This window comes from Streptosporangium vulgare, assembly GCF_042428775.1.
Taxonomy (GTDB): Bacteria; Actinomycetota; Actinomycetes; order Streptosporangiales; family Streptosporangiaceae; genus Streptosporangium; species Streptosporangium vulgare.
The window spans coordinates 742,935-760,782 of sequence record NZ_JBHMBS010000001.1 but is presented as its reverse complement, the minus strand read 5'-3'; the positions used below and the strand labels follow the sequence as shown (position 1 = coordinate 760,782).

General features: G+C 70.4%; 16 protein-coding genes. 8 read left to right on the top strand and 8 right to left on the bottom strand.

All coding sequences use genetic code 11. The annotated features are described in order from the left end of the window. Positions 1–534: 534 nt before the first annotated feature. The 6 genes from scpB to pyrG all read right to left on the bottom strand — a co-directional run bounded on the left by scpB (position 535) and on the right by pyrG (position 6,456). On the bottom strand, positions 535–1,230 hold the full coding sequence (gene scpB / locus ACFFRH_RS03160) for an SMC-Scp complex subunit ScpB (protein ID WP_386153935.1): 696 nt from the start codon (positions 1,228–1,230) through the stop codon (positions 535–537). Continuing rightward, the gene (locus ACFFRH_RS03155) at positions 1,223–2,056 is read right to left on the bottom strand and encodes a segregation and condensation protein A (protein ID WP_386153932.1); all 834 of its coding nucleotides are present in this window, start codon (positions 2,054–2,056) and stop codon (positions 1,223–1,225) included. Before ACFFRH_RS03155 ends, scpB begins: the two co-directional genes overlap by 8 nt. Positions 2,057–2,086: 30 nt before the next feature. Next, on the bottom strand, positions 2,087–3,034 hold the full coding sequence (locus ACFFRH_RS03150) for a ParA family protein (protein WP_329093373.1): 948 nt from the start codon (positions 3,032–3,034) through the stop codon (positions 2,087–2,089). Positions 3,035–3,133: 99 nt separating this feature from the next. Then, positions 3,134–4,060: a tyrosine recombinase gene (locus ACFFRH_RS03145; RefSeq protein WP_386154270.1), complete on the bottom strand. Its 927-nt coding sequence runs from the start codon at positions 4,058–4,060 to the stop codon at positions 3,134–3,136. A gap of 12 nt (positions 4,061–4,072) precedes the next feature. Continuing rightward, positions 4,073–4,717: an NUDIX domain-containing protein gene (locus tag ACFFRH_RS03140; RefSeq protein ID WP_386154267.1), complete on the bottom strand. Its 645-nt coding sequence runs from the start codon at positions 4,715–4,717 to the stop codon at positions 4,073–4,075. Positions 4,718–4,785: 68 nt separating this feature from the next. Next, positions 4,786–6,456, bottom strand: coding sequence for a CTP synthase (gene pyrG, locus ACFFRH_RS03135; protein ID WP_362835407.1), 1,671 nt, complete (start codon positions 6,454–6,456; stop codon positions 4,786–4,788). Between the two features lie 156 nt (positions 6,457–6,612). Here pyrG and ACFFRH_RS03130 point away from each other — a divergent pair, with 156 nt between their 5' ends. From ACFFRH_RS03130 to ACFFRH_RS03115, 4 genes are all read left to right on the top strand, one after another. Further along, positions 6,613–7,416, top strand: a complete 804-nt coding sequence (locus tag ACFFRH_RS03130) for an acyltransferase (protein WP_386153927.1) — start codon at positions 6,613–6,615, stop codon at positions 7,414–7,416. Beyond that, entirely contained in the window at positions 7,401–7,994 is a 594-nt protein-coding gene (locus tag ACFFRH_RS03125; RefSeq protein WP_386153924.1) for a DUF4126 domain-containing protein, read from the top strand. The genes ACFFRH_RS03130 and ACFFRH_RS03125 overlap by 16 nt, the downstream gene beginning before the upstream one ends. A gap of 205 nt (positions 7,995–8,199) precedes the next feature. Further along, a complete protein-coding gene (locus ACFFRH_RS03120; RefSeq protein WP_386153921.1) occupies positions 8,200–8,814 on the top strand; it encodes a hypothetical protein in 615 nt (204 codons plus the stop codon). Between the two features lie 169 nt (positions 8,815–8,983). Further along, positions 8,984–9,565 (top strand): Uma2 family endonuclease, encoded by a 582-nt coding sequence (locus tag ACFFRH_RS03115; RefSeq protein ID WP_386153918.1) that lies wholly within the window; start codon positions 8,984–8,986, stop codon positions 9,563–9,565. Here the strand turns inward: ACFFRH_RS03115 and ACFFRH_RS03110 are convergent. Together ACFFRH_RS03110 and uvrB are read right to left on the bottom strand one after the other, a co-directional pair. Further along, a complete protein-coding gene (locus ACFFRH_RS03110) occupies positions 9,552–10,238 on the bottom strand; it encodes a hypothetical protein (protein ID WP_344750219.1) in 687 nt (228 codons plus the stop codon). The two genes, ACFFRH_RS03115 and ACFFRH_RS03110, sit on opposite strands and share 14 nt — an antisense overlap. A gap of 201 nt (positions 10,239–10,439) precedes the next feature. Beyond that, on the bottom strand, positions 10,440–12,551 hold the full coding sequence (uvrB, locus tag ACFFRH_RS03105; RefSeq protein ID WP_344750218.1) for an excinuclease ABC subunit UvrB: 2,112 nt from the start codon (positions 12,549–12,551) through the stop codon (positions 10,440–10,442). 340 nt (positions 12,552–12,891) lie between these two features. On the opposite strand from uvrB, the gene ACFFRH_RS03100 reads away from it, so the two are divergent. The 4 genes from ACFFRH_RS03100 to ACFFRH_RS03085 all read left to right on the top strand — a co-directional run bounded on the left by ACFFRH_RS03100 (position 12,892) and on the right by ACFFRH_RS03085 (position 17,825). Next, complete coding sequence (locus ACFFRH_RS03100; RefSeq protein WP_344750217.1) at positions 12,892–14,538, top strand: SPFH domain-containing protein; 1,647 nt, start codon at positions 12,892–12,894, stop codon at positions 14,536–14,538. Beyond that, positions 14,535–15,788, top strand: a complete 1,254-nt coding sequence (locus ACFFRH_RS03095; protein WP_344750216.1) for an SPFH domain-containing protein — start codon at positions 14,535–14,537, stop codon at positions 15,786–15,788. Before ACFFRH_RS03100 ends, ACFFRH_RS03095 begins: the two co-directional genes overlap by 4 nt. Before the next feature lie 32 nt (positions 15,789–15,820). Beyond that, a complete protein-coding gene (locus ACFFRH_RS03090; protein ID WP_344750215.1) occupies positions 15,821–16,591 on the top strand; it encodes a sporulation protein in 771 nt (256 codons plus the stop codon). A gap of 184 nt (positions 16,592–16,775) precedes the next feature. Then, positions 16,776–17,825, top strand: a complete 1,050-nt coding sequence (locus tag ACFFRH_RS03085; RefSeq protein WP_344750214.1) for a sigma-70 family RNA polymerase sigma factor — start codon at positions 16,776–16,778, stop codon at positions 17,823–17,825. Positions 17,826–17,848: the final 23 nt, after the last annotated feature.

Sequence of the window (17,848 nt, the reverse complement as noted above, 5' to 3'; positions counted from 1 at the left end):
CGGCGCCGTACTGACTCCGCGAACCATCCCGCTCCGCCCGGAAACCACCGGACGACGAACCACCACGATCATCACGACGCGGACCGTCGGAACGGTAACCCCCGGAGGACGAGCCACCGCGGTCGTCGCGGCGCGGGCCGTCGGAGCGGAAGCCGCCGCGGTCGTCACGGCGCGGGCCGTCGGAACGGTAACCGCCCTGGGAACCACCCGAGGGCCTGCCGGCGCCGTACTGACTCCGCGAACCATCCCGCTCCGCCCGGAAACCACCGGACGACGAACCACCACGATCATCACGACGCGGACCGTCGGAACGGTAACCCCCGGAGGACGAGCCGCCGCGGTCGTCGCGGCGCGGGCCGTCGGAGCGGTAACCGCCCTGCGAGCCACCGCGAGACCCTCCGGAGAAGGACCCGCCGCGGGAGGAGCCGCCGCGGAATCCGCCGGACTGCGAGCCCCCACGGGGATTGCCACCGCGCGGGGCTCCGCCACGGCCTTGACCGCGTCCATCACCGGACGGGGTACTGCGCCTGTTGTTCACTGCTTCTGCTCCTCTAGGGATTCCATGTCGTCGGGCAGGAAAGGCGCCAGTTCGGGAAGCTCACCGAGCTCCCGCAGGCCCATCCGCTCGAGAAAATACGAACTCGTCCGGTAGAGCACGGCTTGGCTCTCCGGTTCGGTGCCGGCCTCTTCGACCAGGCCCCTCGTCACCAGCGTGCGCATGACGCCGTCGCTGTTGACACCACGGATGGCCGCCACCCGGGCCCGGCTCACCGGCTGCCGGTAGGCGACCACGGCCAGGGTCTCCAGCGCGGCCTGGGTCAGCCGCGTCTGCTGGCCGTCGCGGACGAACCGCTCCACGAGCGGCGCGCACTCGGCCCGCGTGTAGAACCGCCAGCCGCCCGCGACCTCTCTCAGATCGAAACCCCGCCCGGCGGCGGTGTATTCCGCTGAAAGCTCACGAATCGCCCGCCCGACCTCGTGGACGGGCCGTTCCAGAACCTGGGCGAGCGTCACCTCGGCGACGGGCTCGTCGACCACCAGCAGGATCGCCTCCAGCCCGGCACGCAGATCCGGCTCGGCACGCGGGTCCGGCTCGGCACGCGAACCTGGCTCGGCGCGCGAGTCCGGCCCGGCGGGCGGGCCGGGCGTGGCGCGCGGGTCCGGCTCGGCGGAGGGGCCGATCCCGGCACGTGAACCGGGCTCGGGTGCCAGGTCGGCCAGGTCAGTCATCGGCGGGCTCTCTCTTCGGGCTGTTCGGGGTCTCGTCGTAGTCGTCGGCCACGGCGACGTCGCCGTCGTCACTGCCGGTCCAGGTCACGTGCAGCTCTCCGAGAGGCTCCACCTGCTCGAAGGACACGGCCGCCTCCCGGTAGAGCTCCAGGACGGCCAGGAAACGCGCCACGACCTCGAAAGTGCCGGCGCAGTCGGAGGTGAGGGCCCGGAAAGTCGCCCGGCGCAGCCGCCGCAGCCGCTCGACAAGGATAACCGCCTGCTCGCGGACATTGGCGAGTGGTTGGTAGATGTGGGCCGTCGAGACCGACGGGGGCGCCTTGGGGGCGAAGGCCCGCCGGGCGATCTCCGCGAGGCGGTCGGGGCCGATGCCGAGGATCAGCGCGGGCAGCAGGTTCGCGAACTCGGCCTCCATCGGCACCGTGCGGGGGAAGCGCAGCGCCTCCTCGGCCATCCGGCCGGAGAAGACCTTGACGACCTCCTTGTAGGCCCGGTACTGCAGGAGGCGGGCGAACAGCAGGTCACGGGCCTCCAGGAGGGCCAGGTCCTCCTCGTCGTCGACCTCGCCCGAGGGCAGCAGCCTCGCGGCCTTGAGATCGAGCAGGGTCGCCGCGACGAGCAGGAAGTGGCTCGTCTGGTCCAGGTCCCACTCCGGGCCCCTGGCCCGGATGTAGGAGATGAACTCGTCGGTCACCTGGCTGAGCGAGACCTCGGTGATGTCCAGCTTGTGCTTGGAGATCAGACCGAGCAGGAGGTCGAAAGGGCCCTCGAAGACCTCCAGATGCACCTTGAAGGTGTCATCGTCGGTCTTCGGCTGCTCGGTCATCCCGCCATTGTCCCGCACTCGGGGGCGGGATCACCGCTCCAGCGCGGCCCACCTGGCCAGGACTTCCCTGGCGAGCTCGCGGTACGCGCTGGCGCCGAGCGACGACGAGTCGAAGCTGGTGATGGGCTCACCGGCCACGGTGGCGTCGGGGAAGCGGACCGTCCGGTTGATCACCGTGTGGTAGACCTTCTCGTCGAACGCCTCGACGACCCGGGCCAGCACCTCCCGGCCGTGCAGGGTGCGCGCGTCGTACATGGTGGCGAGCAGGCCCTCGATGACGAGCTCGTCGTTGATGCGCTCCTGGACCTTGATGATGGTGTCCATGAGCAGCGCGACACCGCGCAGCGCGAAGAACTCGCACTCCAGCGGCACCATGACGCCGTGCGCGCAGGCCAGCGCGTTGATCGTGAGCAGTCCCAGGGAGGGCTGGCAGTCGATCAGGCACACGTCGTACTCGGGCAGGAGGGGTTTGATCACCCGGCCGAGCACCTGCTCGCGGGCGACCTCCGTGACGAGCTGGACCTCCGCGGCCGACAGGTCGATGTTGCTGGGCAGCAGGTCCATGCCCTCGACGCCGGTCTCCAGGAGCACGTCCCTGGCGGTGATCTGCCGCTCCATGAGGAGGTTGTAGACCGTCAGGTCGAGCTGGAGGGGATTGATCCCGAGGCCGACCGAGAGGGCGCCCTGCGGGTCGAAGTCGACCAGCAGCACCTTGAGCCCGGCCTCCGCCAGCGCGGCGCCCAGGTTGATGGTGGTCGTCGTCTTGCCGACGCCACCCTTCTGGTTGACCATGGCGACGACCCTCGCCGGCCCGTGCACCGTACGGGGGGGCGGGTCGGGGAACACCGGCCGGGGACGCCCCGTCGGGCCGAGGACTCCCCCGCTGCGAGGGGTCCCGGCGGTCTTGGTGTCGCCCCAGGGATTCTCGGGGTTTGCCGGGGTCGTTCCCCGGATAGAACCGTCGGTGGTCACAGTCACCAGTCGAACCTCCCTGACGGCCTCTAACCGGACCGTCCGGACGGACACTATGGCGTCAACACGTATGCGGCAAGGCGGCACGCCCGGACATAAGCAAGGTCAATCCCGTGTGCGCGGCTGCGCGGCGGCATAGACCTCGCGGAGCTTGTCGACCGTGACCTGCGTGTACACCTGGGTGGTGGTCACCGAGGCGTGGCCGAGTAGTTCCTGAACCACCCTAACGTCCACACCGCCGTCAAGGAGGTGTGTTGCAAACGAATGTCGCAACATATGTGGCGACACTCCTTCGAGCCCGCCGCGCTCGGCGGCGGCCTGGAGGACCTCCCAGGCGCCCTGGCGGGTGAGCCGCCCGCCCCTGGCGTTGAGGAAGAGCCCCGAGGTGCCCCGGCCGTGCGAGGCGATGCGGGGCCGGGCGCGGGTGAGGTAGGCGCGCAGCGCCTCCCCCGCGAAACCGCCCAGGGGCACCAGCCGGGTGCGGCCGCCCTTGCCGCGCAGGCGCACCCGCTGGGCCTCGGCCCCCAGGTCGACGTCGTCGACGGTGAGCCCCACGGCCTCGGAGATGCGCGCGCCGGTGCCGTACAGCAGTTCGAGCAGCGCCCGGTTACGCAGCGTGAGCGGGGCTCCGTCGGGCCCCGAGGCGGCGATCAGGCGTTCCACGTCGCGGACGCTGATCGCCTTGGGAAGCCGCTTGAGCTGGCGCGGCGGGCGCACCTCGTGGGCCGGGTCGTGGCGGCAGACGCCCTGGCTCAGCGCGAAGCGGTGCAGGCCGCGCACCGCGGAGACGGCCCGCGCCGCCGAGGCGGCGACGAGGGCCTGGTGCCCCCCGTCGCCCTCCCTGAGCGCCGCCACGAAGGCGGTGACGTCACCTTCGGCGACCTCGCCGAAGGTGACACGGCCGCGCTGCCTGAGATGCTCCACGTACCGCAGGAGGTCACGGCGGTAGGAGGCCAGGGTGTTGGCGGCCAGGCCCCGCTCCACGGCCAGGTGGGCGAGGTAGCTGGAGAGGACGGCCTCCGTCTCGCTCAGGGTGTCCTCCTGTCATGCCTCCGGTGCGTCGGCGGGCCGCAGTGAGGCGAATCCGTCCGCCGAAGCGGCGTATGCGGCGAGAATACCGGCCACGGCTTGGGAATTGTGGATCATTCCCGCCATGGCACGCCGAACCGCGTCGGACAGGGGAATCCAGACCACCGGCATGTCGGCCTCCTCGTGCCGGTGGACGAAGTCCAGCTCCCCCTCGGGGATGGGGCTGACGTCCCTGGCGAGGAAGATTCGGGTGCGCTCGTCGGTCATCCCGGGTGAGGTGAAGGCGTCGACCAGGGTGTGCCAGGTGTCGGCCCGGTAGCCCGCCTCCTCGGCGAGTTCGCGGGCCGCCCCGGCCCGCAGGGGCTCGCCCTCGACGTCGCGCAGTCCCGCGGGCAGCTCCCACAGCAGCCGCCGTACCGGGTGGCGGTACTGGCGGATCAGCAGGACCCGCCCCCTGTCGTCGAGGGCGACGACGGCCACGGAGCCCGGGTGGACCACGTAGTCGCGGTTGACGACCTCGGCGTCCGGCATGACGACCGCGTCGGTGACCCCGGTGATGACGCGGGCGCGGAAGTGCTCGGTGGAGGAGACGACCTTCCACTCCTCGGGAACGTCCACGACGTCCAAGACGTCCACAGCGTCATCCGCGGCGTCGTCCATGACGTCCTGCCCCTCCTCGTGCTCCCCCGCGTCCCCCGCGCCCACACCCGCGTCCGCTCGCGAGCCGCTCACTTTCCCCGCCCCGCCTTGGCGGCGGTGCCGCGGATGTCGGCGTACGTCAGGGCGGCGCCGATCAGGCCCTTGAACAGCGGGTGCGCCCGGGTCGGCCGGGAGCGGAACTCGGGGTGCGCCTGGGTGCCGATGAAGAAGGGGTGGACGTCGGCGGGCAGCTCGGCGTACTCCACCAGGCGGCCGTCGGGCGAGAGGCCGGAGAAGACCATGCCGACCTTCTCCAGCTGCTCGCGGTAGGCGTTGTTGACCTCGTAGCGGTGGCGGTGGCGCTCGTCCACCTTCGCCATGCCGTACAGCTGGCGGGCGAGCGTGCCCTCGCCGAGCCTGGCCGGGTAGAGGCCCAGCCTCATGGTGCCGCCCATGTCGCGCTCGCCGGAGACGACGTCCTCCTGGTCGGCCATGGTGGAGATGACCGGGTGGGTGGTCTCGGCGTCGAACTCGGTGCTTCCGGCGTCCTCGATGCCCGCGAGGTTGCGGGCGGCGTCGATGACCATGCACTGCATGCCCAGGCAGATGCCGAGCAGCGGGATCTTGTTCTCCCTGACGTGCCGGATCGCGCCGACCTTGCCCTCGATGCCGCGTACGCCGAAGCCGCCGGGCACCAGGACCCCGTCGACCCCGTCGAGCTCGCGGGCCGCGCCCTCGGGGGTCTCGCAGTCGTCGCTCTTGACCCAGCGGATGTTGACGCGGGCGTCGTTGGCGAAGCCGCCCGCGCGCAGCGCCTCGGTGACCGACAGGTAGGCGTCGGGCAGGTCGATGTACTTGCCGACGAGCGCGATCGTGACCTCGTTGGCCGGGCGGTGCACCCGGCGCAGGAGCTGCTCCCACTCCTTCCAGTCGACGTCCCTGAAGGGCAGGCCCAGGCGGCGCACCACGTAGGCGTCCAGGCCCTCGGAGTGCAGGACCTTGGGGATGTCGTAGATGCTGGCGGCGTCGATGGCGGAGACGACCGCGTCCTCGTCCACGTCGCACATCAGGCTGATCTTGCGCTTGAGCGAGTTGGTGATCGGCCGGTCGGAGCGGCAGACGATCGCGTCGGGCTGGATGCCGATGCTGCGCAGCGCGGCGACCGAGTGCTGGGTCGGCTTGGTCTTCAGCTCGCCGCTCGGCCCGATGTACGGCAGCAGCGAGACGTGCAGGAAGAACACGTTGTCGCGGCCGACCTCGTGGCGGACCTGGCGGACGGCCTCCAGGAAGGGAAGCGACTCGATGTCGCCCACGGTGCCGCCGACCTCGGTGATGACCACGTCCACGTCGGGCCCGGCCATCGACCGGATGCGGTCCTTGATCTCGTTGGTGATGTGCGGGATGACCTGCACGGTGTCACCGAGGTACTCGCCGCGGCGCTCCTTGGCGATGACGTTGGAGTAGACCTGGCCGGTGGTCACGTTGGCCGAGCCGTGCAGCTCGGTGTCGAGGAACCGCTCGTAGTGGCCGACGTCGAGGTCGGTCTCGGCGCCGTCGTCGGTGACGAACACCTCACCGTGCTGGAACGGGTTCATCGTGCCGGGGTCGACGTTGAGGTAGGGGTCGAGTTTCTGCATGGTGACCCGCAGGCCGCGCAGTTTGAGAAGGCGCCCGAGGCTGGAGGCCGTCAGTCCCTTCCCAAGACTGGAGGCGACGCCGCCGGTGACGAACAGATGCTTGGTGTGTGCGGCGCTGCGCAAGAAGGCTCCCGTGGTCGTTACAGATCGTCGGCGCACCCTGATGAATGGCCTACAGGTCCACGGGCTCTCAGAATAACAAACGGTGCAGGCGAAGTGCCCGAACAACCCCCCACCCGCATTCTCCTCAAACCCAACCAAGCGGTAATTTGATCCGTTATGTCACTTCATGGTGTGGTACGGCGTGCCCTGGGCAGCCTCGTCCACCGGCTCTGGGACGCGGTCCGCGCGGCCGGCGCCGTCACCCCCGCCAGCCCCGCCGGATACCGCTTCCGGCGCCTCGGCGAGGGCACCTGCCTGTCGTTCCCGCTCGGAGCCGTCTTCGGCGAGGCCTGGATCGAGATCGGCGACCACACCCTGATCGGCGAGCGGGTCTCCATCTCCACGGGCATGGGCCCCGGGGTGGACCTGGGCCCGGACTCGATCGTGCGGATCGGCGGGGGCTGCTCCATCGGCAGGGGCAGCCACATCGTGGGCCACCAGTCGATCGACATCGGCGACGACGTCTTCACCGGCCCGTACGTCTACATCACCGACCAGAACCACGTCTACGACGACCCCGAGGCGCCGATCGGCCGCCAGTGGCCGCGCAACAACCCGGTGTCCATCGGGTCGGGCTCGTGGCTGGGCACCGGCGCGATCATCCTGCCGGGCACCCGGATCGGCAGGCAGTGCGTGGTGGCGGGCGGGGCGGTGGTACGCGGGGAGTTCCCCGACCACAGCGTGATCGCGGGCATCCCCGCCAAGGTGGTGCGCCACTACGTGCCGGGCCAGGGATGGCTGCCGCCCCACCCGGAGGGCGCGGGGACCGGGAACGCCGGGGACGCCGGGGAGACCCGGGGGGACCCCGGACACCGAGACCGTAGTGATATCGCGAGAGGGGACGGATCGGGATCGATCGACGGCCGGGAACCGTTGAAGGAGGAGAGAGAAACTACGGAGGTGCGATGCTCGCGGCACTGACGGGCCTTGGACTCTCCACCGCGGCCGGACTCAACGCCTACATCCCGCTGCTGGTGGTCGGCCTGCTCGCCAACTTCACCGACCAGGTACGGCTGCCGCAGGAGTTCGCCTGGCTGTCCAACGGCTGGGTGCTCGGGATCATCGGCGTGCTGCTCCTGGCGGAGTTCGTGCTCGACAAGGTCCCGGTGGTCGACAGCGTCAACGACATGATCCAGACCGTCGTCCGCCCGGCCTCCGGCGGCGTGGTCTTCAGCGCCACCGAGGCCGCCGCCCGGCTCGACGGCTCGACCTGGATGACCCACAACCCCTGGCTCAGCTGGGTCCTGGGGATCGCGATCGCCCTCGCCGTGCACACCATGAAGGCGACCACCAGGCCCGTGGTCAACGCCACCACGGCCGGGGTGGGAGCGCCCGTGGTCAGCACCGTCGAGGACGCCGGGGCGCTGGGCATCAGCCTGGTGGCGATCTTCCTGCCCGTCCTGGTCGTCGTGGTGGTGGCGGGGCTGGCGCTGTTCGCCTGGTGGGCGACCCGCAGGATACGACGACGGCGGCGCGCGGCCGTGCCGAGCCTGCGATGAGACCGCACCCGCGCGACCGCGCCACGGTGCGTGCCACGGCCTCCTCCATGGCACGCACCGTGGCGTCCGCCACGACCGGTGCCACTCCGCCCGCCGGGCGGGTGGCACCCCCGCCCGCTCCGGCCGGTTCCGCGAGGTTCGACGCCCGCGTGGGAACCACGGCGCGGGCTATGCTCGAAACACCCTGTCCAGCCCCTGTCGGGAGGTGGCTCCGATCGGCGATTTCCTCATCGTCCTGCTGGTGATCCTGCTGTTCTTCCTCCTCCTGGGAGGAGTCGGGATCTATCTTCTGGTCAAGGTCGGCAAGAAGGCCACGAAGAAGGCCAGGGCCGTCTCCACCAGGGTCGCGACCCACATGGCGGCGATGGGCACCGGCGACGCCGCGGAGACCGAGCGAATGCGCCTCGACCTGCGGCGCGAGGTCTCCCTGACCCGCCAGGCCGTGGACCACGCGCTGCGCGACGGCTGGGGCCTGGGCGACCTGCCCCACCTCGTGGCGGAGATCTCGGTGCACGCCGAGCAGCTCGACGCCCAGCTCGCCCACTACGCCCAGGAGCGCCGGGTCTCGCCCTACATCGACCACACGGCGCTGGGCCGCCTGCGCGAGCACCACGCCAAGCTGACCACGTCCTGCGCCAGGATCAGGGCCGACCTGCGCAACGACCAGATGGCGCACTCGGCGGGGAGCATCGAGGAGATCCAGGGCCGCACCGACCTGGAGATCGAGGCCCGCCGCCGCGCCCCCGACCCGCTGGACCAGATCGACGAGCTCTACAACCGCACGATGATCAACCGCACCCACCCCGACGACTCCCGCTGACCGTCCCCTCACGGCGGCTCCCGCCGCGAGGGGACCGCCGCCGGGTCGGTCACCGGCCGGTGACCCCTTGTGGTCGCCGCGTCCCGAACGGCCCGCGAGCCGTACACGTTGGGTGGCAGGATGACTCCGTCAGGTAATGTTCCTGGGTGTCGCCGAAGGAGGTTCTCTGATGACAGCCGTTTTCCCCGAGTGGTTCTACCCGGGGCCGACCGGCGGGTGGACCGCCGACATGCTCGATCATCTTCCCCCCGGCGCGCCCCGGCATGTCGAACTGATCGACGGGTCGCTCATCATGATGTCTCCGCAGACCGCTTTCCACATGCTCATGCTCAGGTTGCTCGAAAGAGGGATCACACCTCCCGACGGTCTCGCCGTCGTCCGGGAGATGACCGTGACCCTGGGCATGAGGCAGCGGCCCGAGCCCGACATCATGGTGGTGGCGAGTTCCGCGCTGACGAGCCTGAGGACGACCTCGTTCAAGCCCGAGGACGTGCACCTGGTGGTCGAGGTGGTCTCCCCCGAGTCGCTGGAGCGAGACCGCACCACCAAGCCCATCAAATACTCCGACGCCGGGATCAGGCACCTCTGGCGCGTGGAGCAGGAGGACGACAGGCCCGTCGTCTACACCTTCGAGCTGGAGCCCGCCGTCAAGGCGTACGTCCCGACGGGCATCCACCGAGGGCGGTTGAAGACGGATGTCGGCTTCGAGGTCGACATCGATCTCGACCTCGGTGAGTTCATCGGTTCCTGACATCCTCCCGGCGGCCGAGGCCGGGGGCCTCCGCGCCGGAGGTGCCGGAGGTGTTCGGTGAGTCCCACGTCCCCGCGAGGTCGTCGTAGGTGGCTCCGTCGTTGATGCGGGCGCGCATCGCCTGGGCCTGGGCGGTGGTGGGCAGGAAACCGTCGAGCAGGGCGGGAAGGCCGAGGCGCCAGCCGAGCAGGGCGCGGGGCGACTGCCGGTGCCCGGCGCGGATCACCGAGACGCCGACCCTGACCGCGTGCTCGTTGCCGGGCGGGACGCCCGGACGGTCGGTCTCGACGGCCGAGTAGCGGAAACCGTCGGCGAGGTCGCAGGGTGGGCAGCCCAGCGGCCCCCTGCCCAGCGGGGCCCCGCAGCCGGGGCAGACCAGCCGGTCGAGGGCGCCGTCGACGACCCGCCAGTCGTGCCGGTCGGGCTCGTCGGCGACCATCTCGGCGATCGCCGACTCCTCCTCGGCGGACAACCCTCCCCGGCCGGGCTGTCCGCCGGACCCGCCGGCCGGTCCAGCCGCACCAGACCCGGCGGACGGCCCGGCCGGGCCGAACCGCTCTCGCAGGAACTGCCGCCAGCCGTCCTCGACGATCCGGTCGACCAGCGCCGCGCACCGGGCACAGCCGGGCGCCCCGCCGTACTCCCAGCAGCCGCAGTCGGCACACCTTCGCATCAGGCGACCGTATCCGGACGCGCCCGCGACGGACGAGCCGTTTTCACCCGGCCCGTCCGTCCCGGCCCGTTCGCCGCGACCCGGCCGCCCCGGCCCGGCCTCGTCTCCCTACGCCTCGCTTCCCCGCGCGGCCCCCGGTCCTTCCGCCGTCCTCGGCGACCGATCGTCCCGCGGCGTGTCGGATCACCCGGAAGGGCCGGGTCAGGAGACCCCGGCCTCGCGCATGTCGCGCACCTCCCGCTTGAGCTCCTTGATCTCGTCACGGAGCCGGGCGGCGACCTCGAACTGGAGGTCGGTGGCGGCCTGGTGCATCTGCTCGGTGAGCGACTCCATCAGCGCCTCCAGCTGGGCCCTGGGCATCTCTCCGGCGATCGCCCTGGCGTGCTGGCCCGCCTGCTTGATCGCGAAGCCGGGCACGGGGGCCTTGCCGCGCGACTGCTGGCGGCCGCTGCCGCCGAGGAGCTGGGCGGTGTCGGCGTCCTCGCGGTTGAGCGAGTCGAGGATGTCGGCGATCTTCTTGCGGAGCGGCTGCGGGTCGATGCCGTTCGCCTCGTTGTAGGCGATCTGCTTGGCCCGGCGGCGGTTGGTCTCGTCGATCGCCCGCTCCATGGAGGGGGTGACCCGGTCGGCGTACATGTGCACCTGGCCGGAGACGTTTCTGGCCGCGCGGCCGATGGTCTGGATCAGGGAGGTCTCCGAGCGCAGGAAGCCCTCCTTGTCGGCGTCGAGGATGGCCACCAGCGACACCTCGGGCAGGTCGAGGCCCTCGCGGAGCAGGTTGATGCCGACCAGCACGTCGAACTCGCCCATCCGCAGCTCGCGCAGCAGCTCGATGCGGCGCAGGGTGTCGACCTCGCTGTGCAGATAGCGGACCCGGATGCCGAGCTCCAGCAGGTAGTCGGTGAGGTCCTCGGACATCTTCTTGGTCAGCGTGGTGACCAGGACCCGCTCGTCCTTCTCCGTGCGGGTGCGGATCTCGTGGACCAGGTCGTCGATCTGCGACTTGGTCGGCTTGACGATCACCTCGGGGTCGATCAGGCCGGTCGGCCGGATGACCTGCTCGACCACGTCGCCCTTGGAACGGCCCAGCTCGTAGGAGCCGGGGGTGGCCGACAGGTAGACCGTCTGGCCGATCCGCTCCAGGAACTCCTCCCACTTCAGCGGGCGGTTGTCCATCGCGGACGGCAGCCGGAAGCCGTGGTCGACGAGCGTGCGCTTGCGGGAGGCGTCTCCCTCGTACATCGCGCCGATCTGCGGGACGGTCTGGTGGGACTCGTCCAGGACCAGCAGGAAGTCCTCGGGGAAGTAGTCGAGCAGGGTGTTGGGCGCGCTGCCCGGGGTGCGGCCGTCCATGTGGCGCGAGTAGTTCTCGATGCCGGAGCAGGTGCCGATCTGGCGCATCATCTCCAGGTCGTACGTGGTGCGCATGCGCAGCCGCTGGGCCTCCAGGAGCTTGCCCTGGCGCTCCATGGTCTCCAGGGTCTCGGCCAGCTCGGCCTCGATGCCCCGGACGGCGCTCTCCATCCGCTCGGCGCCCGCGACGTAGTGGGAGGCGGGGAAGATGTAGAGCTCGGTGTCCTCGGTGATCACCTCGCCGGTGAGCGGGTGCATGGTCGCGAGCTTCTCGATCTCGTCGCCGAACATCTCGATCCGCACGGCGAGCTCTTCGTACTTGGGGATGATCTCGACGGTGTCGCCGCGCACCCGGAAGGTGCCCCTGGTGAAGGCCATGTCGTTGCGGACGTACTGCATGTCGACCAGGCGGCGCAGCAGGGTGTCGCGGTCGATCTCCTGGCCGACCTTGAGCCTGACCATGCGGTCGACGTACTCCTGCGGGGTGCCCAGGCCGTAGATGCACGACACGGAGGCGACCACGATCGTGTCGCGGCGGGTCAGCAGCGAGTTGGTCGCCGAGTGGCGCAGCCGCTCGACCTCCTCGTTGATCGAGGAGTCCTTCTCGATGTAGGTGTCGCTCTGCGGGACGTACGCCTCGGGCTGGTAGTAGTCGTAGTAGGAGACGAAGTATTCGACGGCGTTGTTGGGCATCATCTCGCGCAGCTCGTTGGCGAACTGGGCGGCGAGCGTCTTGTTGGGCTGGATGACCAGGGTCGGCCGCTGGAGGCGCTCGATCAGCCAGGCGACCGTCGCGGTCTTGCCCGTGCCCGTGGCGCCCAGCAGGACGTTGTCCCTGTCGCCGGCCTTGACGCGCCGTTCGAGCTCGGCGATCGCGGCGGGCTGGTCGCCCGATGGGGTCATGTCGGTGACGACCTCGAAGGGCGCCACCCTGCGCTGCAAATCTGTTACCGGCCTCACCTGTCCCACTGTAGGTGGCGTGACCGACAATCCTTCCTCGTAGGTCCGCGCACGGGCGGGCCGCCGTCAGTCCTTCATGGGCCCGCGTACGGGCCTTCATGGGCCCGCGTACGGGCTGGACCGCCGTCAACCACAGGGTCCGTACGCGCGGACCGCCCTCCAGCACACAGGTCCGCGTACGGGTGGATCGCCTTCAACCACACAGGTCCGCGTACGCGCGGACCGCTGTCAACCGCGTGGCAAGTGATCCGCAAGCGGGATCCTCTTGACTGTCTCGCGTGCCAACGATCACAAAGCGTGATATATCGGGCTCTCGACGTATCACAAACCCGGAGGTGTGATGTCCCGGCCAAGAGAAGCCGCGCAGTACGCGAGGGCCGCAGCCCAGGCCATAGGACAGGGCGGCGACGTGCGCCAGATGGTCGGGCAGGCCGTGGGACAGTACGCCGGCCAGGCCGCGGGACAGTACGCCGGGCAGGTGGCCGAGCAGTTCGTGGGCCAGGCGGGCCCGAACACCGGTAATACCGGATCCGGCGCCGACAAGGGCTTCGCGCTCAACCCCTCCGACTTCATGGCCGCCCGCGACCAGGGATCGTCCCTGGGCACGGTCATCGAGGCCCGCAGCGCCCCCCTCAACGAGGCCGGGGAGATCGTCAACCGGAGCTTCGGCGGCAACGGCCCGAACGGCGAGCCGGTCCACGTCATCTCCCCCGTGGTCATCCCCAAGGGCACCACCGCCAGGGTGGTCGTCCCGCTGGTCGTGCTGGCCGGGCTCGGCCTGGTCGGGCTCGTCGCCACCGGGCTGCCCGAGGGGGCCCGGGTGCTGTTCGGCCCGCACTACTGGGCCGTGCTCGTGCTGGCCGCGGCGTTCCTGTGGTGGCGCAGGAGCGTGGTCATGGTGCCCGAGGGCTGCAAGGCTTTGATCACGAAGTTCGGCAAGCTCGTGCAGATCGCCGAGCCGGGCCGGGTGACGCTGTTCAACCCGTGGAAGCGGGTCAGCTACATCGTCAACACCACCCGCGAGTACCCCTTCAACGCGCCCATCCGCGAGGCCCCCACCCAGCAGGGTGTCAAGGCCAGTGTCGACCTGTTCCTGCAGTTCCGGATCGAGGACCCGGCCGAGTTCATCTTCGTGCTCGGCTCGGTGAGCGGCTTCCAGGCCAAGCTGCAGAACGCCATCAGCGAGGTCACCCGCTCCCTCATCTACGCCCAGCGCGCCGAGGAGATCTACGACCTGGTCGGCGAGAGCACCATGGGCATGCTGGACAACCTCAACCAGCAGTTCCTGCCCGCCGTACGGCTCACCGACGTCAACATCACGCACGCGGAGCCGTCCAGCCAGGAGTACCGGATGGACCTGGCCGCCCCCGAGATGATCAGGGTCGCCAAGGAGGCGTACACCTACGAGTACGAGCTCCAGCTGCGCAAGGAGCAGAACGAGGGTGACCTGATCAAGGAGCTGGCCGGGCTGCAGGAGCAGCTGTCGGCCATCCACGCCGAGATCGCCGGGCACCAGGCCAGGATCGACACCGCGCTGGAGCGCGCCTCCCACCAGGCCAAGGCCGCCGGCGGCCAGCGGCTGGTGGAGGCGGAGTCCACCGCGAAGGCCAACGCGGCGCTGCTGGAGGCCCAGGCCCTGGACATCCGCTCGCTGAGCGCCGCCGAGGCGCCGGAGATCCTCGACTACCGCTTCCAGCAGGACCTGCTCGACAAGCTGGAGTCCGTCGCCTCGCACCTGCCCCGGCTGGTGCAGGTCGGCGACGCCGTCGACATCGACCTGCTCGCCCTGGCCAGGCAGCTGGTCGGCAACCCCGAGGCCCAGCTGTTCTCCCAGACGGACATGGCCGCGATCAGGGCGCGGATGAGCGAGATCGGCGGCCGCGTCGAGGAGCGCGGGGCGGAGATCAGCGCCCTGCTCAACGCCCCCGCCGACACCGTCGTCCCCGTGTCCGTCGCGGGGCAGGAAGTCCAGGAAGAGGTCCGATGAGCGGCAGAGAGTTCTCCAAGATCAAGGAATCCCTGGCCTCCTGGTCGGAGATCCGCCAGCTGCTGCGCGGCGGCGAGTCGGGCCAGCTGGTCCCGGTGGTGATTCCCAAGGACCGCCGCGGCTTCGCCTGGGTGGCACTGCTCCTCTTCTCCCTCTACCTGGCCGGCACCGCGGTGTTCGCCGGCGGGGCGCTCTCCTTCCTGGCCGCGGTCGGAGCGGTGTTCTCCCTGATCGCGGCGCTGGTGTGGCTGTGGCGCCGGGCGATCATCGAGATCGAGGAGGGCACCACGGGCGTGCGCAGCCGGTGGGGCGCCATCGTCGGCACGCTGCCCCCGGGACGCCACTACCTGTGGCTGCCGTGGGACCGGGTGGACGCGGTCGTCGACACCTCCACCGAGATCCCCTACTCCGCACCGATCGTGGCCTGCCCGACGGCGGAGAACGTCCCGCTCAAGTCGATCGAGTTCTTCCTGAAGTTCCGCATCGTCGACCCGGTGGCCTTCGTCCGTACGATCGGCGCCGGTAACTTCGACCTGGTGCTCAGCAGTGCCGTACAGGACGCCATCCGCCAGCGCAGCCGCCTGGTGCACACCGAGCGCGCCTACGACCTGCGCGGATCCGACGTCGGCGACATGCAGGAGCTCCTCACCCGCCAGCTCGGCCGGTACGGCGTGCGCATCACCGGCGCCAACATCCCCGACGTGCAGCTGCCCGACCAGTACCAGCAGCACCTGGCCACCCGCGAGAAGGTCGCCAAGGAGCTGTCGGCCTTCGAGCGCGAGTGGGAGCTCACCCGCAAGCGCAGGATCGACACTCTGCTGATGGAGATCGAACGTTCCAAAAAGACACGTGACGCGCGTATCGTCGAGGTGAGAGCCGCCGCCAACACCGCCCGTAAGGACGTCGCCCGCATGCTGGAGGAGCACGAGACCGAGGCGCAGCGGGTGCGCTGGGAGATCGAGGCGAAGGGTCGCGCCGAGCTCACCTCCGCGGAGAACGAGGCGAAGGGGCTGCGCAGGCTCGCCGACTCCTACCGCGACAACCGCGCCGTGCTCCAGTACGAGCTGGCCCGCCGCAGGCTCGACGTGGGCGCCAGGCTCGCCGAGAGCGCCCCGCGTCCCGTCGTCGTCCGCACCTCCGGCGCCTCCGGCGACACCTCCGCCCTGTCCACCCTGCTGATGGCCCAGATCCTGCCCCAGCTGAACGGCGGCGGCAACGGCCAGGCCAAGCCACACGACCAAGTCCCCTGATGAGAACAATCTCCAACCCCTGGGAGTCCTAGATGGTGTTCCGTAAGTTGATGGCCGCGTTCGGCGCCGGTGTCGAGGTCGACACCGTGCTGCAGAACTCGCAGGTGCGGCCCGGCGAGGTCCTGCGCGGGCAGGTCAACTTCCGCGGCGGCGGCTCCGACTACAAGGTGGAGGGCATCTTCATCGACTTCACCGCCGTCGTCGAGGTCGAGAGCGGCGACAACGAGTACAAGTCGACGTACAGCTTCCTGCGCCAGCAGATCACCGGCCCCTTCCACCTCGCCGCGGGCGCCCCGCAGTCGGCCCCCTTCGAGATCCAGGTCCCCTGGGAGACCCCGATCAGCGCCATCGGCGGCCACCCGCTGCGCGGCATGCAGCTCGGCGTCTCCACCGAGCTCGCCCTCGCGGGCGCGCTCGACAAGGGCGACCTCGACCCGCTGTTCGTCAACCCGCTGCCCGCCCAGGACCACGTGCTCGGCGCGCTGGACAACCTGGGTTTCCGCTTCAAGAAGGCCGACCTGGAGCGGGGCACCCTGCACGGCTCGCGGATGCCGTTCTTCCAGGAGATCGAGTACTACGCGGGCAACGACTACCGCCGCCACTTCAACGAGCTGGAGCTCACCTTCATCGCCGGCCCCCAGGCGATGGACATCATCCTGGAGGCCGACAAGCGCGGCAGCTTCGGCTCCAGCCACGACACCTACAGCCGCTTCACCGTCCACTACAACGACCACCCTGGCCAGGTGGAGCAGTCGCTGCGCGGCGGCCTGCAGTCGATGGCCCAGAAGCGCGGCTGGTTCTAGCCTTCCTCGCTTCCTTGTGAGAAACGGGTGTGCCCTGGTCGCCGGGGCACACCCGTTTCGCCGTTCACGTGGCTTTCGCTGCCCGTACGGTGCGTGAGGAGCGCTGATCCGCGCCTCCGTCGCACCTGTCGTAGGGTTCCCGGCAAAGAGCGGCCGATGGCCGCGGTACGGGCGGGGGCTGTGAGTGGGCGCGGACGACGTCGACGGGGTGGTGGACGCCGCGCGGGCGGGCGACGAGCCCGCGTTCGCGGCGCTCGTCGAGCGCTATCGGGGTGAGCTGCGGGTGCACTGCTACCGGATGCTGGGCTCGTTCGACGAGGCCGAGGACCTGGTGCAGGAGACGTTCCTGCGCGCCTGGAAGGGCATCGGCGGTTTCGAGGGGCGCTCGACGTTCCGGGCCTGGCTGTACCGGATCGCGACGAACGCCTGCCTCGACGCCCTCGACGGCCGGGCGCACCGGCTGCTCCCCCACCAGCTGTCAGGGCCGTGGGATCCGAGTGCCGCGCTGCCACCTCCTAGCGACATCGCCTGGTTGCAGCCGTTCCCCGACCGGCTGTGGGAGCCGGCCGCGCCGAGCGAGACCGAGCCGGACTCCGTGGCCGTCACCAGGGAGACGATCGAGCTGGCGTTCCTGGCCGCGCTCCAGTACCTGCCGCCCCGGCAGCGGGCGGCGCTGATCCTGAGTGACGTGCTCGGCTGGCCCGCCAAGCAGACCGCGACGCTGCTGGAGGGCAGCGTGGCGTCGGTGAACAGCGCGCTGCAGCGGGCCCGGGCGACGCTGAGGGAGCACCTGCCCGAACGCCGCCTCGACTGGGCACCGTCGGCGGAGCCCACCGAGCGGGAGCGTGCGGTGCTGCGGCGCTACATGGAGGCGATGGAACGCGCCGACTTCGCCGCCGTCGCCGACCTGCTGGCCGAGGACGTACGGGCGGAGATGCCGCCGTGGCCCATGTGGTTCCGGGGCCGCGACGCGGTCGTGGCGGCGCTGGCGGAGAGCTGGGACACCGGATCGCCCGGCTACGTGGGCCGGTTCCGGATGCTGCCCGTCCGGGCCAACCGGCAACCGGCCGTGGCGGCCTACGTACGGCGCCTCGGCGAGCCCGCCCACCACGCCTTCGCGATCTCCGTGCTGCGGATCGAGGGCGACCTGATCGTGGAGGCCACCGCCTTCCACGACCTCGGCCTGTTCCCGGCGTTCGCCCTGCCCATGAGGTTGTCTCCCGAAGACCGATGAGTTCTCACGCGATCCGCCGTCTC

Coding starts and splice junctions, on each gene's coding strand:
- scpB (WP_386153935.1), bottom strand. CDS start 1,230: ATGACTGACCTGGCCGACCTGGCACCCGAGCCCGGTTCACGTGCCGGG.
- ACFFRH_RS03155 (WP_386153932.1), bottom strand. CDS start 2,056: ATGACCGAGCAGCCGAAGACCGACGATGACACCTTCAAGGTGCATCTG.
- ACFFRH_RS03140 (WP_386154267.1), bottom strand. CDS start 4,717: ATGGACGACGCCGCGGATGACGCTGTGGACGTCTTGGACGTCGTGGAC.
- ACFFRH_RS03130 (WP_386153927.1), top strand. CDS start 6,613: ATGTCACTTCATGGTGTGGTACGGCGTGCCCTGGGCAGCCTCGTCCAC.
- ACFFRH_RS03125 (WP_386153924.1), top strand. CDS start 7,401: ATGCTCGCGGCACTGACGGGCCTTGGACTCTCCACCGCGGCCGGACTC.
- ACFFRH_RS03115 (WP_386153918.1), top strand. CDS start 8,984: ATGACAGCCGTTTTCCCCGAGTGGTTCTACCCGGGGCCGACCGGCGGG.
- ACFFRH_RS03110 (WP_344750219.1), bottom strand. CDS start 10,238: ATGCGAAGGTGTGCCGACTGCGGCTGCTGGGAGTACGGCGGGGCGCCC.
- ACFFRH_RS03100 (WP_344750217.1), top strand. CDS start 12,892: ATGTCCCGGCCAAGAGAAGCCGCGCAGTACGCGAGGGCCGCAGCCCAG.
- ACFFRH_RS03095 (WP_344750216.1), top strand. CDS start 14,535: ATGAGCGGCAGAGAGTTCTCCAAGATCAAGGAATCCCTGGCCTCCTGG.
- ACFFRH_RS03090 (WP_344750215.1), top strand. CDS start 15,821: ATGGTGTTCCGTAAGTTGATGGCCGCGTTCGGCGCCGGTGTCGAGGTC.